General features: G+C 48.5%; 26 protein-coding genes. 7 read left to right on the plus strand and 19 right to left on the minus strand.

Annotation, left to right across the window (positions count from 1 at the left end; translation table 11 throughout):
* The first annotated feature begins 49 nt into the window (after positions 1 to 49).
* Both ABR335_RS10170 and ABR335_RS10175 read left to right on the plus strand, forming a co-directional pair.
* Positions 50 to 1,720: an ABC1 kinase family protein gene (locus ABR335_RS10170; RefSeq protein WP_014098396.1), complete on the plus strand. Its 1,671-nt coding sequence runs from the start codon at positions 50 to 52 to the stop codon at positions 1,718 to 1,720.
* 16 nt (positions 1,721 to 1,736) lie between these two features.
* Positions 1,737 to 2,930 carry a CynX/NimT family MFS transporter gene (locus ABR335_RS10175; protein ID WP_014098397.1) on the plus strand — a complete coding sequence of 398 codons (1,194 nt, stop codon included), beginning with the start codon at positions 1,737 to 1,739 and terminating at the stop codon, positions 2,928 to 2,930.
* 33 nt (positions 2,931 to 2,963) lie between these two features.
* Here the strand turns inward: ABR335_RS10175 and ABR335_RS10180 are convergent, their stop codons facing one another.
* Positions 2,964 to 3,257, minus strand: a complete 294-nt coding sequence (locus ABR335_RS10180; protein WP_014098398.1) for a YxcD family protein — start codon at positions 3,255 to 3,257, stop codon at positions 2,964 to 2,966.
* Positions 3,245 to 3,694, minus strand: a complete 450-nt coding sequence (locus ABR335_RS10185; RefSeq protein WP_014098399.1) for a hypothetical protein — start codon at positions 3,692 to 3,694, stop codon at positions 3,245 to 3,247. The genes ABR335_RS10180 and ABR335_RS10185 overlap by 13 nt, the downstream gene beginning before the upstream one ends.
* Positions 3,695 to 4,174: 480 nt before the next feature.
* On the opposite strand from ABR335_RS10185, the gene ABR335_RS10190 reads away from it, so the two are divergent.
* Positions 4,175 to 4,927 (plus strand): DUF1836 domain-containing protein, encoded by a 753-nt coding sequence (locus ABR335_RS10190; RefSeq protein ID WP_014098400.1) that lies wholly within the window; start codon positions 4,175 to 4,177, stop codon positions 4,925 to 4,927.
* A gap of 137 nt (positions 4,928 to 5,064) precedes the next feature.
* Here the strand turns inward: ABR335_RS10190 and ABR335_RS10195 are convergent, their stop codons facing one another.
* From ABR335_RS10195 to rarD, 3 genes are all read right to left on the minus strand, one after another.
* Complete coding sequence (locus tag ABR335_RS10195; protein WP_014098401.1) at positions 5,065 to 5,742, minus strand: potassium channel family protein; 678 nt, start codon at positions 5,740 to 5,742, stop codon at positions 5,065 to 5,067.
* A 10-nt stretch (positions 5,743 to 5,752) separates the two neighbouring features.
* Complete coding sequence (locus ABR335_RS10200) at positions 5,753 to 7,051, minus strand: TrkH family potassium uptake protein (RefSeq protein WP_014098402.1); 1,299 nt, start codon at positions 7,049 to 7,051, stop codon at positions 5,753 to 5,755.
* A gap of 213 nt (positions 7,052 to 7,264) precedes the next feature.
* Positions 7,265 to 8,218: an EamA family transporter RarD gene (rarD, locus tag ABR335_RS10205; protein ID WP_434063153.1), complete on the minus strand. Its 954-nt coding sequence runs from the start codon at positions 8,216 to 8,218 to the stop codon at positions 7,265 to 7,267.
* A 157-nt stretch (positions 8,219 to 8,375) separates the two neighbouring features.
* On the opposite strand from rarD, the gene yedE reads away from it, so the two are divergent.
* The gene (yedE, locus tag ABR335_RS10210; RefSeq protein WP_026104543.1) at positions 8,376 to 9,611 is read left to right on the plus strand and encodes a selenium metabolism membrane protein YedE/FdhT; all 1,236 of its coding nucleotides are present in this window, start codon (positions 8,376 to 8,378) and stop codon (positions 9,609 to 9,611) included.
* Between the two features lie 16 nt (positions 9,612 to 9,627).
* On the plus strand, positions 9,628 to 9,870 hold the full coding sequence (gene yedF, locus ABR335_RS10215; protein WP_014098405.1) for a sulfurtransferase-like selenium metabolism protein YedF: 243 nt from the start codon (positions 9,628 to 9,630) through the stop codon (positions 9,868 to 9,870).
* A gap of 63 nt (positions 9,871 to 9,933) precedes the next feature.
* Here the strand turns inward: yedF and hisIE are convergent, their stop codons facing one another.
* The 10 genes from hisIE to ABR335_RS10265 form a co-directional block, all read right to left on the minus strand.
* Complete coding sequence (gene hisIE, locus ABR335_RS10220) at positions 9,934 to 10,599, minus strand: bifunctional phosphoribosyl-AMP cyclohydrolase/phosphoribosyl-ATP diphosphatase HisIE (protein ID WP_014098406.1); 666 nt, start codon at positions 10,597 to 10,599, stop codon at positions 9,934 to 9,936.
* Entirely contained in the window at positions 10,589 to 11,350 is a 762-nt protein-coding gene (gene hisF, locus ABR335_RS10225) for an imidazole glycerol phosphate synthase subunit HisF (RefSeq protein WP_014098407.1), read from the minus strand. Before hisF ends, hisIE begins: the two co-directional genes overlap by 11 nt.
* Positions 11,347 to 12,051: a 1-(5-phosphoribosyl)-5-[(5-phosphoribosylamino)methylideneamino]imidazole-4-carboxamide isomerase gene (gene hisA, locus ABR335_RS10230; RefSeq protein ID WP_014098408.1), complete on the minus strand. Its 705-nt coding sequence runs from the start codon at positions 12,049 to 12,051 to the stop codon at positions 11,347 to 11,349. The genes hisF and hisA overlap by 4 nt, the downstream gene beginning before the upstream one ends.
* Positions 12,048 to 12,659: an imidazole glycerol phosphate synthase subunit HisH gene (hisH, locus tag ABR335_RS10235; protein WP_014098409.1), complete on the minus strand. Its 612-nt coding sequence runs from the start codon at positions 12,657 to 12,659 to the stop codon at positions 12,048 to 12,050. The genes hisA and hisH overlap by 4 nt, the downstream gene beginning before the upstream one ends.
* Positions 12,656 to 13,243: an imidazoleglycerol-phosphate dehydratase HisB gene (gene hisB, locus ABR335_RS10240; RefSeq protein ID WP_026683474.1), complete on the minus strand. Its 588-nt coding sequence runs from the start codon at positions 13,241 to 13,243 to the stop codon at positions 12,656 to 12,658. Before hisB ends, hisH begins: the two co-directional genes overlap by 4 nt.
* Before the next feature lie 5 nt (positions 13,244 to 13,248).
* A complete protein-coding gene (hisD, locus tag ABR335_RS10245) occupies positions 13,249 to 14,532 on the minus strand; it encodes a histidinol dehydrogenase (RefSeq protein ID WP_014098411.1) in 1,284 nt (427 codons plus the stop codon).
* On the minus strand, positions 14,529 to 15,149 hold the full coding sequence (gene hisG / locus ABR335_RS10250) for an ATP phosphoribosyltransferase (RefSeq protein WP_014098412.1): 621 nt from the start codon (positions 15,147 to 15,149) through the stop codon (positions 14,529 to 14,531). Before hisG ends, hisD begins: the two co-directional genes overlap by 4 nt.
* The gene (locus ABR335_RS10255; protein WP_350346161.1) at positions 15,146 to 16,270 is read right to left on the minus strand and encodes an ATP phosphoribosyltransferase regulatory subunit; all 1,125 of its coding nucleotides are present in this window, start codon (positions 16,268 to 16,270) and stop codon (positions 15,146 to 15,148) included. The genes hisG and ABR335_RS10255 overlap by 4 nt, the downstream gene beginning before the upstream one ends.
* A 95-nt stretch (positions 16,271 to 16,365) precedes the next feature.
* The gene (locus ABR335_RS10260) at positions 16,366 to 16,713 is read right to left on the minus strand and encodes a CHY zinc finger protein (RefSeq protein ID WP_014098414.1); all 348 of its coding nucleotides are present in this window, start codon (positions 16,711 to 16,713) and stop codon (positions 16,366 to 16,368) included.
* A gap of 705 nt (positions 16,714 to 17,418) precedes the next feature.
* Positions 17,419 to 18,366 (minus strand): magnesium transporter CorA family protein, encoded by a 948-nt coding sequence (locus ABR335_RS10265; protein WP_014098415.1) that lies wholly within the window; start codon positions 18,364 to 18,366, stop codon positions 17,419 to 17,421.
* Between the two features lie 168 nt (positions 18,367 to 18,534).
* Here ABR335_RS10265 and ABR335_RS10270 point away from each other — a divergent pair, with 168 nt between their 5' ends.
* On the plus strand, positions 18,535 to 19,167 hold the full coding sequence (locus ABR335_RS10270; RefSeq protein ID WP_350346727.1) for a LysE family transporter: 633 nt from the start codon (positions 18,535 to 18,537) through the stop codon (positions 19,165 to 19,167).
* Positions 19,168 to 19,239: 72 nt separating this feature from the next.
* Positions 19,240 to 20,601 (plus strand): amino acid permease, encoded by a 1,362-nt coding sequence (locus ABR335_RS10275; protein ID WP_026683475.1) that lies wholly within the window; start codon positions 19,240 to 19,242, stop codon positions 20,599 to 20,601.
* Here ABR335_RS10275 and ABR335_RS10280 read toward each other — a convergent pair whose 3' ends face one another.
* The 4 genes from ABR335_RS10280 to ABR335_RS10295 form a co-directional block, all read right to left on the minus strand.
* Positions 20,602 to 22,767: a DNA topoisomerase III gene (locus tag ABR335_RS10280; protein WP_350346162.1), complete on the minus strand. Its 2,166-nt coding sequence runs from the start codon at positions 22,765 to 22,767 to the stop codon at positions 20,602 to 20,604.
* 235 nt (positions 22,768 to 23,002) lie between these two features.
* Complete coding sequence (locus ABR335_RS10285) at positions 23,003 to 23,797, minus strand: 3D domain-containing protein (protein WP_026683477.1); 795 nt, start codon at positions 23,795 to 23,797, stop codon at positions 23,003 to 23,005.
* Positions 23,798 to 24,010: 213 nt separating this feature from the next.
* Entirely contained in the window at positions 24,011 to 25,540 is a 1,530-nt protein-coding gene (locus ABR335_RS10290) for an FAD-dependent oxidoreductase (protein WP_350346163.1), read from the minus strand.
* A 67-nt stretch (positions 25,541 to 25,607) separates the two neighbouring features.
* A complete protein-coding gene (locus ABR335_RS10295) occupies positions 25,608 to 26,069 on the minus strand; it encodes a CBS domain-containing protein (protein WP_014098421.1) in 462 nt (153 codons plus the stop codon).
* Positions 26,070 to 26,073: the final 4 nt, after the last annotated feature.

The following is a 26,073-nucleotide window of genomic DNA, read 5'->3' on the forward strand; positions in this document are numbered from 1 at the left end:
GCCCGGGGCCGGCTGTTTTTTTGCATAAAACAAAACCGGGGGTGGTTGCTTGCTTTCCAGAAAAATGAAGCACGGAAAAAGATACCAGGAAATTGCCGGCGCCCTGATTAAAAATGGCCTCGGTTATTTAATCAGCGATTGGGGCCTTTCGGATTTACTTCCTTTTCCCTCGAAAAAAGCGGCTCCCCGCACCCCCCACCGCAGCACCGGGGAAAGGATCCGGCTGTTTTTAGAGGAATTGGGCCCGACCTTTATTAAACTCGGGCAGCTTGCCAGCTCCCGCCGTGATATTTTGCCGGAATCGATTATTGCTGACCTGGAAAAATTACAGGATAAGGCCACGCCGTTTCCGTTTGAAGAAGTAAAAAAGATTATCAGGGACGAATTTGGAGCGGGCGTTGAGGAGCTTTTTGCCGAATTCGATCCGGAGCCGCTCGCAACCGCATCGATCGGACAAGTGCATAAAGCCAAATTGCATACGGAAGAGCCGGTTGCGATCAAAATCCAGCGCCCGAATATCCGCCCAGTCATTGAAACCGATCTTGAAATATTGGAAAGCCTGTCCCTCTCCCTAGAGTCCCGTTTTGAATGGGCAAGGGCATACCAATTGCGGGACATTGTCGAAGAATTTTCCCAGGCGCTGTTGTCCGAGCTAGATTACTACCATGAAGGCCGGAATGCGGAACGGATCGCCAAACAATTTGAAGGCGATGAAAACATCCGGATTCCGAAAATTTACTGGGACTTTTCCACAAAAAGAGTCCTGACCATGGAGTACATAAAGGGCAGGAAAATCAGCGAATTTTTCAGTGAAACAGTCCCCGGATACCGAAAAAAAGCCATTTCTGAACGGCTGATCCATTCGATGCTGCAGCAGATTTTTGTGGAGGGATTTTTTCACGGCGATCCGCATCCGGGAAACATTGTCGTTTTGCCCGGCGATGTGATTTGTTATATGGATTTTGGCATGGTCGGCCGGCTTACGGAAGAGACCAAGTACCATTGCGCCTCACTTGTCATTGCGCTGATGCGGGCGGATACGAATGCCATTATGAAGTCGGTCGATGCGCTTGCGGAAATTCCGGAAGAAACCGATCTTCATCTGCTGAAGGAAGATGTCGAAGTTCTCCGCGAAAAATATTATGATCTGCCGCTCAGCCAGTTAAGCTTGCGGGAAGCCATCAATGATTTATACCATCTTGCGTTCAAATACCATATCCGCTTCCCTGCCGATCTGACGATACTCGGCAAATCGCTGATTACGGTGGAGGGTGTCGTGGAATCGCTTGACCCGGAATTCAGCCTGATCGAAGCTGCGCGCCCATTTGGGGAAAGGCTGCTTCGGGACCGTTTGCGGCCGGGCAGGGTCGCACAGAAAGGATGGAAAACGTTTTTGGACCAGGCGGAAATTTTGCTTGAGCTTCCGAAAAATTTGCGCGATATTTCCAAAACGATGCGGAAAGGCAAATTCAGGATGGAAGTCGTCATACCGGATTTGCATTTATTTTTGGAAAAACTTGACAGGATCAGCAACCGGCTTTCCTTCGCGATCGTCCTGCTCGCCTTTAGTATCCTGATGGTCGGGCTGATGATCGGAACGTCCATCAGCGGCCAATCGACGGTGATCTGGAAAAACCCGATCATTGAGATCGGATTTGGTGTCGCAACATTGATGCTTTTATGGCTGTTGCTGTCCATTTTTAAATCAGGAAAGTTTTAAAGGAGTTTAGAAAAAGATGGGTGATCAGAAAGAAAAAGAAAAAGTATTATCCGGGCTGCTTGTGGCAGGCGTTATCTGTATTGCAGCAAACCTCAGGCCGGCAATCACTTCCATCGGGCCCGTAATCGGCACGATCCGCCACAGCCTTCATATGTCAAATGCACAAGCGGGATTTATTACAACGCTCCCGCTTCTTGCCTTCGCACTGATTTCACCGCTTGCGCCAAAACTGGCAAGCCGGATTGGCCAGGAGTTGACATTGCTTCTTGGGATCGTCATATTATTTATCGGCATTTTGGCGCGTACGGCCGGGAATGCCGCCATGCTTTATATCGGCACGGCTTTTATCGGAACAGGCATTGCCATCGGGAATGTGCTGCTGCCAAGCCTCATTAAACACCGGGTGCCTGCAAAACTCGGGTTGATGACAAGTATTTATACAACCGTTATGGGCGGATTTGCCGCGCTCGCTTCCGGCGTCAGCGTCCCGATTGTGAACGGCCTGGGGCTCGGGTGGAAATGGGGGCTGCTCGTCTGGGGCATCCTCTCTATCCTGGCTGCTTTGGTGTGGATCCCGCAATTGCGTGAGCACGCCAAAGTAAAGTTTTCCACCCATCAGGAAACGCCCGGAAGATCGGTCTGGCTGTCTTCGCTCGCCTGGCAGGTGACGCTTTTTCTCGGCCTGCAGTCGTTTCTATTTTACAGCACCATCGCCTGGCTTGCGGAAATTATGGTCAGCCATGGGGCAAGCCTCGTAGCGGCCGGCTGGATGGTGTCAATCATGCAGTTCGTCAGCCTGCCCGCCACTTTTATGACGCCGATTTGGGCGGAGCGGATGAAAAACCAGATTCCCCTTGTTTTCGGGATTACGATTTTTTATTTGTGCGGGCTTACAGGCCTTTTGTACGGCGGGCATATGTTGTGGATGTGGATTTGTATCATTTTGATCGGCATCGCCCAGGGTGCCAGCATCAGCCTCGCGCTTGCGTTTATCGGCCTCCGTTCGAAAACGGCCACTGAAGCTGCCAATTTGTCCGGCATGAGCCAGTCTGCTGGTTATCTCGTGGCGGCAGCCGGCCCATTTTTGATCGGCTGGTTGTATGACCGGGCGCATAACTGGCATATGCCGGTTGTGGTCATGATTATCTGTGGCATCCTCATGCTTGCCGCAGGAGCCGGCGCAGGACGAAACAAATATGTATCAAAATAGTGTAAAACAGCCCGGCATTTGCCGGGCTGTTTCTTAATCTACGTATGCCACCATACCATCTTGATCTTCAATTTCCAGTCGGATACTGACGGCAAACGGGTCAATGCTGTATTCTTCTTCTAAATATTTGCGGATGGCCTGAATCAGTTTCGGCTCAGTCAGCGGCTCGAGATCTTTACCGTTCAGTTCGACATCTGCGCCGTAGCCGGTATCATCATCGTATGTGAGCATCGCCATCACATTTTCCGGATAAGCATAATGCTGATCTGCCACAAACGTGCAAACCGCGTTAATCAAATCTTGCTCTGACAGTTTTAATTCTTCCATCTGTCATAAGCCTCACGATCTTTTTTCCTGTTGCCGAATACGGATTGGAACAATTTGATGACGATGAGAATCAGCGCAATAAAGATTAAAATATTGACCATTGCCGTCAAAGCCGTTCCCAAACCGCCGAGATGGCCGAACATCGATCCGAACAGCATGCCGCCAAGACCGCCGAGCAGCATCCCCTTTACAAAGCTGCCTCTCGATGAAGACGACGCTGTATTGGCTTTATTGCCGGAAACCGAATTTGTATTTTGGTTCGTTTTCGACTGGTAATGGGACTGTTGTTTTGACGATGGTGTTGTTGTCTTTGGCACCGTCTGGTAAGACCGTTTTACAGAACGGTATCCCCTTGCATCAACCGGGTTTGAAAAGTGAATCCCGACAACTGAAAAGGCAAACGTAAATGCCAGGAGCAGCGCAAAAAATTTCTTCAACTTCATTTCCCCTTTTCTATTTTTATACTAGGTTCCTATGAACTTATTATATGAACTTATCAATCAAAATGCAAGCTTTTTTGACAAAAGATTGCGATTCCCGGTTTTTATTTCCCCTGAAATGCTGACATTAAACGTTTTCAAACCAGGGCGGGGGCAATTTTCTTCCTAAAAGTGCGGATTGTTTCACCTGAAAGAATAAGGCATCCTTGGCATTCCGGGACACCGGAGAAATCTTGTCACGCCGTATGTGTAAAAATTTTTCTCGAAGGGGCAGATGAGGAGAAAAAATGGGAAGACACTCTATTATCTAAATGTACACCGTAAAATAAACATCTATAGAGAGGTCTTCCCATAGATATAATATCACGAATTGCTGGATGATGAAAGGATACAAAGAGTCTTATCATCATCATTGACTTTTCCATCCATCAATCTTACGATAAAAAGTAGCATGCCAATGTTTGGGAGGTGCTGTTAATGGAACTATTCCAAATGACACGCAGGGAAATGGCAGATCTGCTACTTGCGCTGAAGGGAGCAGGCCCCATGACGCCTGCAACGTTTTTACAAGGCTTATGGGCAAAGAAAAACGGTGGCAAAGACCCGCATCACCCCTTTGCAGCTGCTGTAATGCCCCCCATCTTTACAAAAATACTGAAGAAGAACACGGATGACTTCGGATTTTCGTTAAATGAAATCGTGGCGCTCGGAAGCCAGATTGAAAATACAAATTTTACACTGACCGCGATTCAAAACTGGGTAAAGCGCGATATTAAAGAAATGATCGTGGCGCCGGAAAAAGGGAAAAAATATTCGATTGACCAGATGGCGCTACTGTTTCTGGTGGAAGACTTGAAAACGGCGCTCGATTTCGATTCCATCCGTAAGCTGTTGCAATTGATCGTCAATGACCCCGAAGATGAGCATGATGATTTGATTAATCCGGTACAGCTGTATGCCACTTATTCCCAGCTTTTCGAGGAGCTGAATTCCATGCGGGAAGTCGGGCGGTTCCCGGCCGAAAAACATGAACATATGATTTCGGCAATGGAAGGTATGGTTACTGAAAAAGCGGAAGAGATGATATCGAAATACATATCGCCGGACGACCCGAAAAAAGAAGCCATCCGCAACACCATCGTCATCGCGACCCTTTCCGTTTTTACGGCTTATTTTCAAATGCTCGCAAGGCGGTATTTAACCGCAACGATTTTTCTGCAAAATATGTAGTAGGGGCCAGGAGACTTATCCCCCGGCGGATAAGTTTTTCCGGCTCCCGTGCCGACGCCCCGAATGGGAATCCCCAGGCCGGAAAAACGGCAGCTCCTGCAGTTCAATTCAACGCAGCCGGAAAATACCTCACCTTTCTAGTAAAATTTCCGGCGCAGTCTTTCCAAATCTTTTTCCGCACCGACTGTGAAAATGGTGTCCCCTGGCTGAAAAATATAATCCGGCGCCGGCGAGACAACCGGTGTTTCTTCAGTCTGGGAAGTGACCATGACAACAAGGGCTTTATACCTGTTGCGGAAATCGAGTTCTGTCAGAGACTTTCCGATAAAATCTTCCGGCACTGTCATCTCAAGGCCGGAGCAATACGGTGACAGGCGGATATACTGCAAAATGCCCGGGTTTGCAATATGGTAGGCAACCCGGCGCCCCGTTTCTTCTTCGGGAAAAAACACGTCCGTCGCACCGGCCCCTTTCAAGCCTCTCCCCCGCTTTTGATCATTCGCCTTCGCATAAACCGTTTCACAGCCAAGATCTTTTAAAGCAAGCACCGTTAAAATGGCGGACTCAAAATCATCTCCCATGCTGACGACCACCGCATCGAAATTGGTCACATTTAGTTCTTCCAAAAAAGCGGTGCTGGTCACATCGCCTTCTGCAAGGTACGATGCGGCGTCCTGCAGTTCCTCATCCTGAAGTACCTTTTCATTTTTATCGGCGCCGACAACATCGTATCCGAGCCTCGCCAATTCTTTCAGCACACTTGACCCGAAGCGGCCGAGCCCGAGCACTAGAAAACTTTCTTTTAAATGTTTCACAATCCCACCCCTAACCGATTAAAATGGATTCTTTTGCATATTTGATTGTGGATTTTTTTTGATTCATAAAAGTATAGATCAAAATAATCACCCCGAGACGGCCAATCAGCATAAGGAAAGCCAGCCAAATTTTGCCGAACACCGTCAGGCCGGCCGTGATCCCGAGTGAAAAGCCGCATGTCGACAGCGCCGACATAATTTCAAATGCAAGCGGAAACGGTGCTGCTTTTTCCGTAAAAGACAATACAAAAAAAGAGAAAAAGAACAAAAAAAGAAAAGCGAAAAAGACGAGAAAGGCTTTGTTTACGTCTTCGGCAAACAGCGTCTTTCTGAACATATGCGTCTCATTTGAACCGCGGATGACAGACCACAATTTGGCAAGAATGACGGCGAATGTGGTCGTCCGGATTCCGCCGGCGCAGCTGCTTGGCGACCCGCCGATAAACATGAGCATGATCATAAACAGCAGAGACGGGAAAGAAAAAACGTGCAAATCGAGTGATGCCAGCCCCCCGCTTCTCGGCGCCGCACTGAAGAAAAGGGACTGGATAATTTTTTCTGTAAAAGAAAGCCCCGGCATATGTATAAAATCGACAAAAAAGAAGAAAAGAAAGCCGACCAAAAGCAAAATGCCGTGCATCAAAACATTTACTTTGAAATAAAGGCTTTTCTTTTTCCGGCGCGACTGCAAAAACTCCATGACGACGGCAAACCCGAGGACGCCCAGAATGATCATACAGCTTAAAACGGCAAGCACGAACGGTTCGCCTTTAAAATTATCAAGCCCGTTTCCCGAAATTTCAAAGCCGGCGTTTGTAAATGTCGACACCGAAAGAAAAAAAGCGGCAAAAGCATGGCTGCCGTGCTGTAGTGCAGACGGCAGAATCAGCAGAAAGCCTGCCGTCTCGACGATTAATGTGTATTTTACAATAAAGGCCATCAGTTTGGATATCGAACGGCTGCTGTTCTGGTTCTGGTCAAAAATCATCAATGTTTGAGACGGAACAGGCGCGTTCGTCCGCAATGCAATTAAAAGCGCACCGACCAAGGCCATGACGCCGATCCCGCCGATTTCCATCTGGATGAGCAGGATGATTTTTCCAGCCGTTGTAAGTTCTTGCGCAACGGTAACAGTGGACAGCCCTGTTGCACTAATGGCGCTTGCGGACAGGAAAAAAGCATCTACCGGCAGCAACGGCTGTTTGTGTGAAACCGGCAGCAAATACAAAATGGCAAAAATAACCGTGCCCAGCAAATACATGAAAAAAACCATTTTAAACGTTGCCGGGCGGAACTGGAACCTGGACATAAACCAATCTCCCTTGTGACTTCGATCTTCCCTATTATACCTGAAATTTCCCGTTAAAAAAAAGCCGGCCGAAAAGATCATTTGTTAAAATACCTTTTTTAGCAGACAAGTTGCCGCATATATAAAAGCGGCGGGACAAACCAGGTGGGTTCCCGCCGCTTTTTTGTATGCATTTAAAAACTTTTCCAGTAAACCCGTTCCGGCATGGCAACCTCAGGCAACTTCTTCCACATGGAATTTCTTCTTCGGCAAAAAACCGGAAACGGAAAACACGATAAGCGCCAGCCAGATAAAAGCAAAGGACAAAAGCTGCACATGCGTAAAAGGTTCCTTGAAAAAGGCAATGCCCATGATCAGCGTCATCGTCGGCGTCAAGTAATGGAAAAAGCCGATCATTGTCAGGGAAATGCTTCTTGCCCCCTGTGCAAAGCAAATGAGCGGGATTGCCGTCACAACGCCTGTGCCAATTAACAATACGGTTAATCCCGGTGAAACCGTTGCAAAAGATGCCGTGCCTTTTACCTGGATCACCAGTAAGTAGAGGAACGCAACCGGCATCACAAAGAATGTTTCGAATGTCAGGCCGATAAAAGCATCAATGTCCACTTTCTTTTTCACAAGGCCGTAAAACCCAAATGTGAGGGCAAGGCCGATGGCGATCCAGGGAATATGCCCGTAGCTGAACGTCTGGATCGCGACGCCGCACGCTGCCAGCAGAAAAGCAAGACATTGCCATCGGTTCAGTTTTTCTTTCAAAAAGACCATCCCGAGCAGGATGCTGACAAGTGGGTTGATGTAATATCCCATACTTGTTTCAATGACATGCCCGTTGTTGACCGCCCATATGTAGATAAACCAGTTCCCGCTCACAAGCACGGACGCGAGAAGCAATAAAAGCGGCGTGCGCGGGTGGCGGACCCCTTCTTTTATGCTCGTTTTTAAATCACCCATTTTCCTTAAAAAGGCTAAAAGTATGATCATAAAAATAAAAGACCAGAAAATGCGGTGTGCGAGAATTTCAATAGCAGGCACCTGCTCAATCATTTTCCAGTAAATCGGAAAAAGCCCCCACAAAAAATAAGCAAAAAAGGTGTATAACACCCCGCTTTTTTGATTGTTTCCCATTTGTTGCTTCGCTGGTCCAGGTATACGCCGTCCCCGGGCCATCTCCCCCCTTTCCCCATGATATGTTTCATTATTTTACCATTATTTTCAGATTTGAAAAAGCAAACCGCTTTACAACCTTTACTTTTATCAATGTGCCGACGGAAAACTCTGCTATAATAGGGAATGTATGATTTTTCATGAAGGAGGCCGGAAAGGCATGCGTATATGGTTGGAAAAAGCCCATGAAAAGTACTTCAGCGGGTTTTGGAATCCTTTTATTGTCTTACTGTTGGCAGGCGTGTTTGCTGCTTTTTATTTTGGGCTGACCGGAACGCTCTGGGCCGTCACAGGCGAATTTACCCGCTGGGGAGGGAATTTGCTTCAGCTGTTCGGCGTCGATACGGCTGATTGGGCGTATTTTAAAGCGATCAAACTGATCGGAGAGCCGCAGGACCGGACAGACGGATGGCTGGTCATCGGCATGCTGCTTGGCAGTTTGTTCAGTGCCCTTGCCAGCAAGAATTTTAAATGGAAAGTTCCCCGCCAGAAACGGCGCTGGGTGTGGGGTTTCATTGGCGGCATCATTGCCGGATTCGGAACGCGCCTTGCGATGGGCTGCAATTTGGCTGCGTTTTTTACGGGACTGCCGCAATTTTCTCTCCACGCCTGGTTCTTTATTGCCGGCACCGCGATCGGTACTTATTTTGGCGTCAAACTTGCCGTATTGCCCATTTTTAAAGGAAAACCAAAAATATCGTTCAGCCGGCATGCTGCCAAAAGCACACAGCCGGATCCGCAACACGGGAACTACCAGCTTTATGCTGCTGTTTTGGTTTTGCTTTTTATCGCGCTGATTGCCGCCTGGTATCTCATATCCGGTAAAATAATGCTGGGGCTTGCCGCACTGTTCGGGGCGGCATTTGGGATACTGATCCAGCGCGGCCAAATTTGCTTTACTTCCGGGCTCAGGGATTTATGGCTGACCGGGCGGGGCACGCTCGGAAAAGCGATCATTGTGGGAATGGCGATCCAGACGGCAGGCACCGCTATTTTCATATTTAAAGGCGAAGCCCCTGTTATCCACTGGGCAAGCCCGGGTGCCCTTGTCGGCGGCGTCCTGTTTGGCATTGGCATTGTCATTGCCGGAGGTTGTGAAACAGGGTGGATGTACCGCATTACAGAGGGGCAAGTGCAATTTTTTGCAGTCGGCGCCGGCAATATCGTTGGGGCAACCCTCCTGGCATACGGATGGGATCATTGGGGCATTTTCGATGTGTTTGTCAAAGGATGGCCGGAAGTCAATATTGTCACGTCATTCGGATGGGGCGGGGCGCTTTTCGGTACGGGCGCTTTTCTGCTGGCCCTTTATCTTCTTATCGTATGGCGGGAAAATTGGTATACGAAAAAAATAAACGCAAAACGCACGTTATTCGAAAAGAAAACGTCTGCGTAATCAGGAGGCGGTAAAAATGGCGGAAAATTTTACTGTGGATGCAACACTGGATGTCCGTGGCGAATCATGCCCGTATCCGGAGCTTTATACGCTTGAGGCCATCGAAAAATTAGAAGACGGGAAAATATTGGAAGTGATCGCCGACTGCCCGCAATCTTTTATTAACGTGCCGGCGTCGTGCAAACGGCATGGGCATGAAGTGCTCTCGAAAGTGAAAGACGGAACGACGCTGTATTATTACATCCGCGTTTGTAAATAACCCTGCCGTGCCGGCATCAAGTAATGGAAAAAGGATGTCCTTTATCCGGACATCCTTTTTTCATTACCATTTTTCGATTTTTTTCCGGTCGCCTTTGCTGTTGCCTTTTTTGGCAGAACGGGCCTGCAGTTCGGCTTCCACTTCCGATAGTTTGACATTCTGATTAGACAGAAGGACAAAGGTATGAAACAACAAATCCGCTGTTTCGTAAATGAGTTCTGATTTGCTGTTGTTTTTGGCAGCGATGATGACCTCGCCCGCTTCTTCAATAAATTTTTTTGCGATTTTATCGATGCCCTTCTCAAACAAATAATTGGTATAGGAATTTTCAACCGGCTTGATTTTCCGGCTTTCCATCTCCTCTTCCAGCACGTCAAAGATGCGCCGGTTGGAGGGAATTTCCGCTTCCACCGCTTCCCCTTTTTCATCTAGCCTTGTATAAAAGCATGTCCTTTCCCCCGTGTGGCAGGCAGGGCCTTCCGGGTCAACACGGATTAAAAGCGTGTCGGCATCACAATCCACCTGGAGCGATTTTACTTTTTGCGTGTTTCCACTCGTTTCGCCTTTATGCCAAAGGCTGCCGCGGGACCGGGAATAAAACCAGGTTTCTTTCGTTTCAAGCGTTTTTTCGTACGCTTCTTCATTCATATAAGCGAGCATGAGCACATCCCCCGTCGCATCGTCGACCACAATGGCCGGAATCAGCCCTTTCGAAAAATCAAGCTTCACGGATGTTCACCCCTTCTTTGCTGCAAATGTCTTTTACTTCCCGGATGGTAAACGTGCCATCGTGAAAAATGGAGGCGGCAAGGGCTGCAGAAGCGCCTGTTTCTTTCAACACTTCGGCAAAATGTTCCGGTTTGCCACAACCGCCCGATGCGATCACTGGAATTTTGACGGCACCGGCGACCGCTTTTGTCAGCGCCAGGTCAAAGCCGTCTTTTACCCCGTCGGTATCAACGCTCGTCAGTAAAATTTCCCCGGCACCGAGCCGTTCTGCTTCCTTCGCCCATTCAATCGCATCGATTCCGGTATCGATGCGGCCACCGTTTACGACACAAGTCCATTTCCCCTCCGCAGTTTTTTTGGCATCAATCGCCACGACGACACACTGCGCACCAAACCGGTCGGACGCCTTTCGGATCAGGTCCGGGTTTTTGATCGCCGCCGAGTTCACCGACACTTTATCGGCGCCGGCCTTTAACAGGCGGGTCACGTCGAAAATCGTCCGCACGCCGCCGCCGACCGTAAACGGGATAAACACATTTTCAGCTGTCCTTTCCACCATATTGATGACCGTATCGCGCTGTTCGTGGGTTGCGGTAATATCAAGAAAAACCAGTTCATCAGCGCCGCTTTCCGAATAAAATGTTGCAAGCTCAACGGGATCGCCGACATTGCGGAGCCCGACAAAATTTGTTCCTTTTACAACCTGCCCGTCTTTCACATCGAGGCACGGAATAATCCGTTTTGCGATCATCGTGCCGCCCCCTTGAGCCGGATTTTGCCTTCGTAAATCGCTTTGCCAACAATGCCTTCCTTGACGCCGATTGCATCCAGGTTTTTCACGTCTTGTTCGCTTGTGATGCCGCCGGAAGCAATGATGTCACAGCTGACCGCTTCAATGAGCGCTTTTAACGCATCAAGGTTCGGGCCTTTCATCGTGCCATCCCTCGATATATCGGTAAAGACGATGCGCGAAACGCCCAGGCTTTCTATTTCTTTTGCAAAACCGATGTAATCCATTTCGGTAACAGCAAGCCAGCCGTGTGCCGCGACTTTCCCGTTTTTTGCATCAATGCCGGCGACGATTTTCTCCGGATATTCGGCGACCGCCGCTTTTAAAAAATCCCGGTTTTCGATTGCGGCCGTTCCGAGCACAATCCGGGAAACGCCTATTTCCGCATATTGATGGACTGTGTCCAAATTGCGGATGCCGCCGCCTACCTCGACTGGAACGGCGGCAGTCTTGCATAAAGAGGCAATCAGTTCAAACTGTGCCGGCCGGCCTGTCTTTGCGCCGTCCAAATCGACAATATGGACCATTTCCGCCCCCATTTCAATAAAGCGTTCCAGCTGTGCCACCGGGTCGGGTGCCACTTCTGTCGTTTGGTTAAAATCCCCCTGGTAAAGCCTTACGCATTTTCCGCCAATTAAATCGATAGCCGGGATAATTCTCATGCCTGTACCTCCAAACTGCTTTCCTGCAAAAATATTTTTAACAGTGCCATGCCGGTTTTGCCGCTTTTTTCGGGATGAAACTGCATCCCATACACATTCCCGTTTTTGACAATGGCCGGAATTTCCGCCCCGTAATCGGTTGAAGCCACAATATACGGCGCCTCTGTTTTCGCCTGGTAGGAGTGAACGAAATACACATGTTGATGCTGAAACGGCGCAAAAGCCGGAAAACCCGGTTTCACATCGAGCGTATTCCAGCCGATATGCGGTAAAATTTCATTCGTCTGAATCCGTTCCACCGTCCCCGGAATAAAGCCGAGCCCTTCCGCAACACCATTTTCAAATCCTGTTTCAAATAACAGCTGCATCCCGAGGCAAATGCCGAGAAACGGCTTTTTCTTCCCAAGCTCCGTTAAAACCGGCCGCAGCCCGCGCTTTTCAATTTCGTCCACTGCTGCTTTAAATGCACCGACGCCGGGCAGGATGATGTGGGTGGCGGCAGCGAGTTTTTCCGGGTCGTCCGTTACGGCAACCTCAAGCCCAAGCGTACGGAAAGCGTTCGAGGCGCTTGCAATATTACCCATGCCGTAGTCGACAATTGCGATCATTCTATCAGCCCCTTTGTCGAATTGACGCCTTTGATTTCCGGGTCAACTTCCACTGCCTGGTGAAGCGCCCGTCCCAACGCCTTAAACAGCGATTCGATTTTGTGATGGGTGTTTTCGCCGTACAGCACCCTGGCGTGAAGAGTAACCGCCGCCTGGAACGCAAACGCCTGGAAAAATTCGCGCACAAGTTCTGTGTCAAAATTGCCGAGTTTCGGGTTTTCAAATTCCGCTTCAAAATGCAGGAAAGGCCGGCCGCTGATGTCGAGGGCGACAAAGCCGAGCGCTTCATCCATCGGGACATAAGCGGAGCCGTAACGGGTGATGCCTTTTTTATCGCCGAGCGCTTCACGTACCAGCTGGCCGAGCACAATCCCTGTGTCTTCGACGGTATGGTGGCTGTCAATATGCAAATCGCCTTCCGCTTTTACAACAAGTCCGATGCGCCCGTGCCGCGCGAACAGTTCGAGCATATGGTCAAAAAATCCAACACCCGTATCCACTTTCACTTCCGCCGGATCGTCCAGATTGACGGCAATCTCAATACATGTTTCATTTGTTTTTCTGCTTTTTGCCGCTTTCCGCAACGCACTCACCCTTTCACCCGTTTTTGGACCGCCCGCGCATGCCCGGCGAGCTGCTCTTCCGTAGCAATCGCCATCACATCCGGCGCCGCTTGCTGTAAAGCTTTTTCACCATAATATAAATACGTAATTTTTTTATAAAAATCGTCAACAGACAAACCGGAAGAAAACCGCGCCGTTCCCGATGTCGGCAGGATGTGGTTCGGGCCGCCGTAATAATCGCCGATGGCTTCCGGCGTGTTTTCTCCGAGAAAAACGGAGCCGGCATTTTTCACTTTTGAGAGCTGCAAGAGCGGATTTTCCACCTGGATTTCCAAATGTTCTGGCGCAAGCCGGTTCGAAAGTGCAAAGGCTTCATCTATCGATTCAACAAGCACGGCTGCACTTTGCATCTTGATGGACACTTCCCCGATGTCGCGGCGTGGGAGGACAACAAGCTGTTTTTCAAGTGCCGACTTTGTTTCATTGATCAGTTTCTGTGAGGTGGTGAACAAAAACGTTCTTGCACGTTCGTCGTGTTCGGCCTGGGCGATCAGATCGGCTGCTATATATACTGGATTAGCATTTTCATCGGCAATGATGGCGACTTCCGACGGGCCTGCGATCATGTCGATGCCGACCGTGCCATATACGAGCGATTTGGCGGCAGCGACATATGCGTTCCCAGGGCCAACAATTTTATCGACTTTAGGAATCGTTTCCGTGCCGTATGCAAGCGCCCCGATCGCCTGGATGCCGCCAAGTTTGTAAATGGTCCCGACACCGGCAATATCGGCCGCTACGGATAAAACCGGTGCAATTTTCGTGCCGTTTCTCGCCGGTGTCGCCATGATCACTTCTTCCACGCCGGCAAGGACAGCTGGGATTGCGTTCATGAGAACGGATGACGGATAGCAGGCAGTCCCGCCCGGCACATAAATCCCGGCTTTTTCCACTGGCCGAAACAGCTGGCCTGAAATGATGTTTTCATTCATTTCCATGATCCGGGAGTTTTGCAGCTGTTTCGCGTGGAAACGGCGAATATTTTCCGCTGCTTTTTGCAAGGCGGAAATCACATCTTGCGGGACTTCGTGCCATGCCTGTTTGCGTTCTTCCGGTAAAACTTCCCACGATTCCGGCACTTCCCCGTCAAATTTGGCGGTATATTTTTTCACGGCGGCATCCCCATTTAAGCGAATGTCTTCCAGCACTTCCTTCGCGGTGCGCAGCACGCCTTCATCATGCACGCCGCTCTTGTTTTTCGATTGCAAAAACGTTTCGGCAAATGCTTCTTTTGTGTATTCCCGTATCATTTTGCGACCCCTTCTCCCTGTAGTTTTTCAATAAACGGCCAGATTGCCTGCTTTTTTATTTTTAACGCCGACCGGTTGGCGATCAGCCGCGCTGTGACCGGCTGAATCTCCTCTATGACGGTAAGCCCGTTTTCTCTCAATGTGTTACCCGTTTCCACGATGTCGACAATTGCATCAGCAAGGCCAACGATCGGCGCGAGTTCAACGGAGCCTTCGAGTTTCACGATGTCCACAGATTCCCCTTTTTCGCGGAAAAATTGCTCGGTCACATTTGGGTATTTGGTTGCGATCCGGCGTTTCCGCTGATGGCGGACAGCCTCCGGTTTACCTGCAAGGGCAAACCGGCATTTCCCGAACGGAAGCGGCATTAAATCGAAAACATCGGGATGCGTTTCCGCCAAAATGTCCTCCCCGACAATGCCAAGATCGCAAATGCCGTACTCTACATATGTTGCAACATCAAAGCCTTTTACGAAAATGCAGGTGAATGCATCCGTTTCAACGAGGAGTTTTCTCCCTTTTTCAACGAGCGGTTCAACATGAAAGCCGCGCGACTTTAAATATTGCAAAAATTGTTTTTCCACTCTCCCTTTTGTAAGGGCAATGCTGATCGTCAAATTTCTTCCGCCTCCCAATGGCCGCTCACGTTTTTAAACTTGAGAACCTTATTGAATTCGCCTTCTGCAGGCGGCGCGAAACGGATATCCACGATTTTTCCGCCGTATGCAGCTCGCAGCTTTTCTGCTTCCGCAAGCGTTTCTTCCCCGGCAATGATGCAGATTTTTTCCGGTTTTTCTTCCTGAGCCAGTTCCTCTGCCAGCATATCGGCATCAAAAGCAATGCCGACAGCTGTTGTTTGGCGGTGAAACTGTTCGTACAGCATGTCGTACCGCCCGCCAGAAAAGCAGGAAGCGCCGGTTTGTTTTAAAAATCCCCGGAACAAAATGCCGGTATAATAGGGCAGATTTTTCACCCGGCCAAGGTCAATCATGATGTCTTCCATTCCGACAGCCATGCAAATTTTGCCAAGCTTTTCGATATGAATAAGCATATCCGAAAGTGCCGGTTCCGTTTTCCATCTTTCCTGAAATGTCCGGATCATTTCGAACGAGCCGTACGCATCCACAAGTCCCGCCAGTTCCGCGGCAATTTTTGCATTGCCGCTTAAACTTGCAATCTCGAATACTTCATCTTTTCGTTTATCGTGCATGGCCCCCCTTAACCGGTCAACCTGACCGTCTTCCAGGTTCAGGCGTGCGACCAGTTCCTCAAAAATACCGGCGTGACCAAGCTCCACCATCACCCCGGTAACGCCAAGCCTGTTAAAAAAGTCATGGGCAAAAAACAGGCATTCGCCTTCGCCTAAAAGTTCCGGCAGGTCCACCATTTCGATCCCGACCTGGCGGCTCTCAAGGCCGGGGGTATCCATTCTGAACACTGAACCCTGGTAAGCCCATTTACACGCCCGGAACGGTTTTTGCGAAAGCGCCCTTGCGATGGAGGTGGTCCAGTCCGGGCGCAAAACTTCAATCTGGCCGCGGCTGTCAAACCATTTCAGCATATTTTGAAGCTTCATGCCAACCTTTTCATTTGTAAACGTATCCGCGTACTCAACAAGCGGTGTCGAGATTTCCGTATAATTCCGCTTCTCCGCCGTGCGACGGAACATTTCAAACACGGTTGCGCGGTTTTTGACAACCGTGCCCATTTCATCCTGGCTGCCTTCCGGTAAAAACATCGGTTTCACATCCTGTACTTTCTCTTTATTATGTTAGTACTCTAATACACTAAAGGATTTGATTGCATTTAAGATACCATATTTCAGAAAAGCGGTCAAGGTGAAAATTTTTGACAAGCCGGCTTGTCCCGGTCGATTTGGAAATAGAGCGGATAATGGGCGGCGCATCCGGGGTTAAATGGCGCGCCGCAATGCGGGCAAGCGCTTGCCCCCATATATTCCCGGATCGTCATTTCATGCTTGCAGACACCGCAAAGAACCGCTTTTGTATCCCATTCCCGTTTTTCCCACCGCTCGATCGGATGGGCTTCCGCTTCCTCATGGCATTGATAACACGGATAATACTTTCCGCAGCATTTAAAACGGATGGCTACGACATCCAACGGAGAAGCATAATGGATGCAGCGCGTCTCATCATCTACCACCGGGCCGTACACTTTCATTGGAAACGCTCCTTTTGAAATTTTTTCTTTGTTTTTAACATACAGGAATTTGGCTTTCACATCAATGAAACGGGCGCAAAAAAGCTGGCAGTCCCGAGCCGGAAAAGGGCTATTTAGGGCTTGCTGAATTAGCAAAATTCCTAGATTTGGCAAGGATGCTGACAGCTTTGGCATAAATTTAATACAAGGGTTTTATAAAGAATACAGGGAAAAGCTTGCACTTGAAACGCACCCTATGTTAAGGAAGGCCACCAATTTTCCACGCTTCCTTAACGTAGACAGGCTCTATATGAAGGAAAACCCTCGTTTTTTCGTGCTTCCTTAACGTAGATGCGCCCTATGTTAAGGAAGGCCACCAATTTTCCACGCTTCCTTAACATAGACGGGCTCTATGTCAAGGAAGAGCCTCGTTTTTGCTTGCTTCCTTAACGTAGACGAGTCCTATGTGAAGAAAGGCCGTCAATTTTCCAGGCTTTCTTCACATAGGGCTTGCAAAAATAACCAAAATTCCTAGATCTGGCAAGGATGCTGACAGCTTTGGCAAAAATTTAGATGCAAGGGTGTTATAAAAATCCAGAGAAAAGCTTGCACTTGAAAGCTGATTCAATGTATAGAGAAGACAGAATCGTATTTTTAAAGATGGATTCTTCTAGAACTTACTGACAAATTGGGTACAAACTCAGAATCGGATTCGTTCAGCAAGGGCTATTTAAATAATGATTTTTTCTTATTCCCTTTTAAAATATCGCCTGTCCATCCTTTCCGGTACAAATAGATATAAAGCAGGATGGTATTTACGACAATCAGGCCGAGCGCTGCAATATAGCCGTAGCGCCAGGAGAGTTCCGGCATGTTTTTAAAGTTCATGCCCCATAAGGCGCTCCAGGCGGAAATCGGGGTAAACAGCGTCGTTAAAACGGTCAGAGTTTTCATAATCGAATTTCCCCTGTGGCCTGAAACCACTTCTTCCACTTTGAGCAGCGTATCGATTTCCTGTTGGTAATCCTGCAAAAGCGCAAGGCATCTTTCGATTTTCATGACCCTTTGCCGGACTTGCGGGTATTCCAAAATATCAGTGCCAAATCCTTCCTGCATGCCGTATAATATCTCTTTCACCGGGATCATCAAATTCCGGCAGACGAGCAGTTCGTGGCGGCGTTCGTATATTTTATCGAGCGTGTCAATATTGTTCCTTTTTTGGATCTCCCAGATCAGTTCGTTTAATTTAATTTCAAATTCGTCTATTTTATCTAGGTAATTATTTACGATCGCGCCGATGATAATAAAAAATGCCTCAATGGCATTGCGGGAATAGGCCATCTGCCCGATGACTTTTTCGATTTCCGTATTTTTCAGCTTGGAAAAATCAAGATCTACCGTCAACAGCGTTTTTTCGGTGATGTAAAAGTGAAACATATCATGTTCCTCACGGTTGATCGTGTGCTGGTCAAAAATAAGCGAGCCTTCGACAAACGGCCGGTCATTTTGGGTTGTATCAATCTTTAAAGTGTTTGTATCATCATTTTTTATATTTTTAATCCATGTTTTGCATTCCTCGTTTTCATCAATAATCCGTGCGATTTCTTTCTCATCCGCACTTTCCAGCTGATACCATTTCCAGTTGTTTTCCTTGTTTTTATACAGATGTAACAAACGTCTTCCCCCTTTCTCTTCCCTTTTTTATTCCCGCTTGCCTGCTGTATCAAACACTGTTGGTGGCGGAAAAGCGAACGGGTAACACGCTTTGTCAAAGCATGGCATACATGAAAAGGCAAGCCCGTGCATAAAATGTACAAGTTTTCCGAGGGAGGGATGGGGGATGTGGACATCGGCCTTTTTGCCGGCTATGTGTTTCTCGGGCTTTCTTTGGCTGCGCCGATCGGACCGGTCAATTCCGCGCGCATTGACAAAGGTATTAAAAACGGTTTTTGGCATGCGTGGATGGTCGGGACCGGGTCGATGATCACGGACGGCATTTTTATGGCGGCAGTGTATTTGGGGCTTGTCCGGTTTTTAAATATTGAAATGGTGCAGGTCTTTCTCTGGCTTTTTGGCGGATTTATCCTCATTTATACCGGCGTGGAAAGTGTGATCAGCTCAAAAACGATCACCGTTGATTTAAACCGGAAGAAGGATCCGCTTGCTGCATGCTTTTTAACAGGATTTATCATGTCGATCACAAGTCCTTTATCCATTTTGTTCTGGCTTGGCATATACGGGTTTGTCCTTGTCAAAACCGCCGGCCATTACGGGACGGGCATGTTGCTGGCATACAGCAGCATGGTTTTTGTGGGACTTGCCATCTGGGATGTGTTCATCGCCGGTTTGACGGGCGGATTCCGGCGCTATTTCAATCACCGGACACTGCAAATCATTTCCCTCGCTTCCGGCGCGTCTTTAATCGGATTCGGCCTGTATTTCAGCGTGCAGGGGATCAAAACGCTTCTGTCTTAAGAAACATCAAGGACTTGTACATAAACCGGCCTGCTTTATCAAACAGTATGTAAGGTAAAGGGGGGAACCGGGATGGGCAACCAGAAGCAACCATCTAAAGCGACAAAAAACGGCAACCTGACATGGTGGCAGCTTTCGCTTGTCGGTGTCGGCTGTACGATCGGAACCGGCTATTTTCTCGGATCGGGTATCGGGATCAAAACGACAGGCCCTTCTTTCGTGTTGTCATTCCTGATTGCGGCCGCCGGTACATATATTGTTTTCCGCGCGCTTGCGAAAATGACGGCACGCGACCCACACGAAGGCTCGTTTTGTTATTATGCAAAAAAAGCTTACGGCAACTGGGCAGGATTCAGCTGCGGCTGGAATTACTGGTGTTCGAATGTGCTTATTATGGGGAGCCAGCTGACCGCATTGTCCATTTTAACAAAATTCTGGTTTCATACGGTGCCGTTATGGATACTGGCCGCCATTTACGCAGCCCTTTCCATTGTTGTTGTCCTGCTTGGCACAAACGGTTTTGATAAGGTGGAAAATATTCTCGCTGTCATCAAAACGGCCGCCATCATCATGTTTATTTTGCTTGCCTTTTGTGCCCTTTTTGGTTGGATTGACGGCGGGCGGGGAACGGGCGGGTTCCTCCCTAATGGTCTCCACGGCTATTTTCCCCATGGCGCGTTAGGCTTTTGGGCTTCGCTCATTTATGCGTTTTATGCGTTTGGCGGCATTGAAGTGATCGGGCTGATGGCGATGCAATTGAAAAACAAAGAAGATGCGCCGAAAGCCGGATCAATTATGCTGGCCGTTTTAACGATGATTTACGTGGTCTCGCTCGGGCTTGCCGTCACAATGGAACACTATACGGCTTTTAATGATAAAGAAAGTCCGTTTGTCAAGGCAATGGCGGACTATCATCTCACCTTTTTCCCCCACGTCTTTAACGGCGCCATTATCATTGCCGGATTTTCGACGATGACGGCCGCGCTGTTCGGGGTTACCAATTTGCTCGTAACCTTGTCAAATGACGGGGATGCGCCAAAATGGTTCGGCAAAAAAATAAAAAAATGGAAAAGCCTTCCGCTTCCTTCGCTCGGGCTTGCGGCTTGCGGCCTGGTTCTTTCCATTATTACAGCCCTTTTGCTGCCGGGGAAAATTTATGAATACATTACAACAGCAGCCGGGATTTTGCTGCTGATGAACTGGCTATTTATTATCCTTTCGGCTTTTCGCGTCTTAAAACTAAACGGCGGCGGAAAAATCACGGCCATAGCCGGTATCCTTTTCCTGCTGCTTGCGATCAGCGGGACACTGGCGGAAAAAGAAATTCGCCCCGGGTTTTATGCCAGTTTCATCGTCATGGTGATCATCATTGCCATTGCCGTTTTCGTGAGCCGAAAGAAAAAACAAGCTTCGCACAAACCGGCCCCTGAATAATCAACGGCCGGTTTGTTGCTTTGCAAAAATAAACCGGAGTTTCCCGTCCTCCCATTTCAATTTTGCATCAAAGATTTTGCCATTTTTTCGGAATCCCTTGATCATGTTTGTTTCTTCACCGGCCAGCAGTTTCCTTACATTGGCCAGGCTGATTTTCTTGCCAAGGATCGATTTTGACAGCGTAAAGGTGCAGCCTGATTTCCGATAGGCACTGCAACCGTAAAAATCGCCCTTGTCCACAATGACGCCGCCGCATACCGGGCATTTGCCGGCTTTTTTCCCGATGGTATATTTTGATTCCGGCCTTTTAATGTCATCCGTTTTTAAGCCGGAAAAATCCCATTCGGCCGCTGCCTGAACAGCATCTTGCACAATTTTTCTGGACAGCTTTTTCGTCTGTTCCATAAAAGCGGCTGCTTCTGCCGCCCCCTTCCCGATTTCGCGGAGCCGTTTTTCCCATTTTGCAGTCATTTCCGGAGAAGCCAGAATTTTGCCGCCAATGGCACGGATGAGCACTTTCGCTTTATCAGTGGCATAGACCTGATTCTTTTTCACCTCAATATACTTCCGGTCTTTTAAAATGGTGATGACGCCGGCCCTTGTTGCTTCCGTACCGAGCCCTTCCACTTCCGCCATGACTTTTTCTAGTTCCCTATCCTCAATATATTTTCCGGCCGTTTTCATCAGCGTGATGAGCTGGCCTTCCGTGTACCGTTTCGGCGGCTGCGTTTTGCCTTCTTTGACGTTTGTATCGATGACAACCCCTTTTTCCCCCTGCTTTACATCCGGCAAAATGCCATCTTTTTCCTTTTCTTTCGAAAAAATGACTTTGCGCCAGCCTTCCGCTTCCATTTGCGTGCCCTTGGAAAGAAATGTTGCACGGCTGTCCACGACCGTTTTCACCGTCGTATAATGAAAAACGGCATTGCCGTAATGGACAGCAATGAGGCGGCGGACGATCATATCATAAATTTTTTTCTCACCGTCCGGAAGACTGCCTGGTGCCACAACCTGTTCGGTCGGAATTATCGCGTAGTGGTCGGAAACCTTTTTCTCATTTACATAACGCTTATTTTGAAGGATGGAACGCTTTGGAAGCGGGAAATACGGAGCATATTCCGGGCAGGCGGATAGTTTTTCCAAAATACCGGGAAAAGTTTCGGCTTCCCCTTTTGTCACATATTGGGAATCGGAACGGGGATAGGAAACGATCCCTTTTTGGTAGAGGGATTGGACAAGATCAAGCGTTTTTTTCGGCGGAAATTGAAAAGCCCTGTTCGCGGCTGCCTGCAAAGATGACAAGTTAAACAACAACGGAGGCTGGAATTCCTTTTTTTCTTTTTTCAATTCTGCAACTTCCGCCGGTTTTTGGCGGCAAAATGCGGCAATCCGTGCTGCCATGGCCGGGTCATTCAAACGCGATTCGCCATCTTTCACCCATTTGCCTTCGTATTGTTTGTCATCAAATTGAAACATTGCGGTGACTTCCCAAAACGGTTCGGGCTTGAAATGTTCAATTTCCAGCTCCCTTTTTACGATTAAAGCGAGCGTAGGTGTCTGGACGCGACCGACCGAAAAGACATCGCGCATGCCTTTTTGCCTTAAAAGCAGGCTGTAGACACGGGAGGCGTTCATGCCAACCAGCCAGTCTGCACAGGCGCGGGCGTATGCTTCATCATACAAAGGGCGGGTGTCTTCATCATGTAATAAATGGCGGAACCCTTCCCGGATCGACTGCGGGGTTAAAGACGAGATCCACAGACGCCGCAGCGGTTTTTTGGCGCCGCACAAATGAAGGATGTTGCGGATGATCAGTTCCCCTTCACGGCCGGCATCGCCTGCATGAATAATATTTGTCACACGCGCGTCTTTCACCAGTTTTTTGACGATTTGAAATTGCTTGTATTTTGACTTTGCTACTTCATATTTGAATGTTTCCGGGAGGATCGGCAGCGTTTCCAGTTTCCACTGCTTCCAGGCGGGATTGTAATGTTCCGGCGGGGCGAGCTGGGTTAAATGGCCGATCGCCCATGTGCAGAAAGCGCCTTCCGGGAAGATCTCATTCGGGCGGATTTCAATATACCCCTCCCGTTTCACATGCGGAAAAACCGAGCAAAGGGTGCGCCCCTGGTCAGGTTTTTCAGCGATGATCAAAGGAAAAGACAAACAGATCACTCCTTTCTTTTTCTAGCTCTACTTTACAATGTTTTTCACACGCTGCCAAGAAAAAATAAACGCCCGGCCGGGTAAATCCTTTTCCACTGGATTTACCCGGCCGGGCGGTGTTTCAAAATGCGGTATTTCCCCCATCGTTCATTGTCACTTCCTGAATGGTTGTTTTCTGTTTTGCTGTGCCTGTTGAATGTTTCGGGTGCAAGTAACGGATCAATCCGTACGCCTGTTAATCCAGTACGGTGATTTGGATCGTACGGCGCCCCCAGTTGGCGGCTTTTCCTGAATCCGGGACGAGGACATCGATACGGTTTCCTTTGATGGCTCCGCCCGTATCGCCTGCAACAGCGGTCCCGTAACCTTCGACATATACTTTTGAACCGAGCGGAATTACATTCGGATCGACGGCAATCACTTTTGCATTCGGATTATTTTTAACATTGATGCCTGTCGCTGTAACGCCGGAGCAGCCCGGATCATTGGCTGTATAAGCGGTCGCGGTGACGGTCATCGTTTTTCCCTGCGGTTTTGGAGCCGCCTCTTTGGAAGATTCCACGTGCACGGTCGGCTTTTTCACGTCCACTTTTGCATTTTCCGTGTTTGTTTGCGGCTGGACGGAAACTTCCGCTGCACGTTCTTTTACTGTCACTTTGCTGTTCGGATTGGAACGAATCACGATTTGATCATGCGGGAAAATGACATCCGATGACAGATCGTTCCATTCTTTTATTTGTTCAACCGGCACGCCGTATTTTTTCGAGATATCCGACAGCGTGTCACCGGCTTTAATGACATAAACGTTTTTCGGGGAAATGGTTAACTTTTGTGAAGGATAAATCATTTCGGTGGAAAGTTGGTTATTTTGTTTTAATGTTTTAACGGATGTATTGTATTTTTGAGAGATCCCCCAAAGTGTATCCCCCGGTTTTACGGTATAAGTATCCGGCGCTGCGGCTTGTGCATTGACAGCCATTACGCTTGTGATTGTCACCGCAGCTGCAAGTGCTGATACTGCTTTTTTCATAAATTGTAACCTCCTCTTTTTGCCGGCTTTTGTGCCAACACCGTAAATCCTAACACACGGATTTAACAGGCGGATAACGGCAAAATGTTGATTTGGTTACACAAAAACGCTTCTTTGTAATCCCGTGAAAAATTTGTAACATAGGCATAAAGTCACGAATTCGCGCATAGAAGCAGAAAAACACCGTCGAATTGCGGCGGTGTTTGCAGCACTTTAGTCCTGTTGATCGATTTTTTTCAGCGGTTCTTTCGCCGGCCCTTCTACCACTTCGCCTGTACAAGCAAACCGCGAACCGTGGCACGGGCAGTCCCATGTGCGGTCTCCCGAGTTCCATTTCACTTCACAGCCCATATGGGTACATGTCGTATCAAGCAGATAGATGTTCCCGTCCTGGTCTTTGTAGGCGCCTGCCCGCTTTCCATTGATACGGACAACGGCCCCTTCGTCATTTTTTAACGCATCTAAAGATTGATTCCGCATGTCAAGTTTTCCTTTGACGAGCTGCCCGGCAACGTCGGTATTCGCAGAGATGAATTTTTTGACCATCGGATCCGCTTCAAAACGCTGCGGGGAAAAGATATCGGCATAAGGGTTCTCTTTTTGCATAATCCGGTCCCGCATCAGCATGGCGGCGAGATGGGTGCCGGTCATCCCCCACTTGCGGAATCCGGTTGCGACCATGACCCTTTCTTCATTTTTGGTAATGGGGCCGATATAAGGGATTTTATCCAATGTGGTCATATCCTGGGCTGACCAGCGGCAGCAGAATGCCCCGATTCCGAATGTTTCTTCTGCAAACTTCTGCAATGCTTCATAGTGGCAGATCTCCGGTTCCCCGTGGCCGGTTTTATGGTTCTCTCCGCCGACCAAAAGCAGTTTTTCCCCGGCTCCTTCCGCTTCCCGGAATGAACGCGACGGCTGCTCCGCATTAATGTACATGCCGCCCGGAAAAGGTTTTACAGGTTTCACGGCAAGCAAGTACGAACGTTCCGGATACATTCTTGAGAAATACAAGCCTTTCGCATTGTAAAAAGGATAGTGTGTACAGATGCAAATGTATTTGCACGTCATGGTATGCCCTTTTTCCGTTTTGATTTTTAATGGGCTGCCAAAATCGATATCTTTCGCAGTGGTTTGTTCAAAAATCGGGACATTTTTGTCCATTAAATATTCAATCAGTGCTTTTAAGTACGAAAGCGGATGGAACTGTGCCTGCCCGGCCATTTTCACCGCTTTTTTCCCGGGAATCCCGTCCGGCAGCGAACCGATCCATTCTCCCGGGATGCCGAGGGTTTCATACGCCTGCATTTCTTTTTCCAGTTTTTCAATATATGCATCGGAATTGGTATAGAGAAAGGCATCCTGCCGCGAAAAATCACAGCGGATCCCGTGCTTCAGGATCGTTTGTTCAATGAACGATGCAGCTGTTTCGTTTGCTTTGTAATAAAGGGATGCTTTTTCTTTTCCTATATGCTGGATCAATTCATCATAAATGAGCCCGTGCTGTGCGGTGATTTTTGCCGTCGTATGCCCGCTTGTGCCATTTGCAATGGATCCGGCATCAAACAGGATCGTTTTATACCCTTCGTTTGCCAGCAAATAGGTAGTTACAATCCCGGCCATTCCGGCACCCACAACGGCCACATCGGCTTCCATATCCTGCGTTAACGATGGAAATTGCGGCATCGTGACCGTTTTGCGCCACAACGGTTCAGGAGATTGCGGCATTGAAGTTCCGTTCATGATTTGACCTCCCCGAAAGACTGTTATGTATAGTCTTCCCCGGGGAGGCCGGTCTAAACATTGCGATTTAGCTGTTGAGCAATTTATCCGTAATCTGGCGCATGATATCGCCTCTTGAGATGACGCCGACAACACGCCCTGCCTGATTGACGACCGGAAGCTTTTTAAAATGGTGTTTTGCCAGAATCCTGAGCGCATTTTCAAAATCGTCTTCAGGCCTTACCGTATACAGTTCCCGCCGTTTCATAATCTTTTCCACCGGGAAGTCCAGGCTGTGCACCAATTTTTCATTAAAGTCTTCCTGCTCATTTACCACGATCGTAATATAAAAATCGTAAACGGTCCGTGCCTTTGGCTGCAAAAAGCGGATGACATCCCCGTCGCTGATCATACCGAGCAGCTTTCCTTCCGCGTCCACGACCGGTACGCCGCCGATCCGGTGGTGGGCAAGCACCTTTAACAGTTCCCGGATCGTTGTCTCTTTTTTTACCGTAATAACATCCCGGATCATAAAATCTTTGACTTCCAATTTT

It is taken from the genome of Heyndrickxia faecalis, assembly GCF_040267745.1.
Lineage (GTDB): Bacteria > Bacillota > Bacilli > Bacillales > Bacillaceae_C > Weizmannia > Weizmannia faecalis.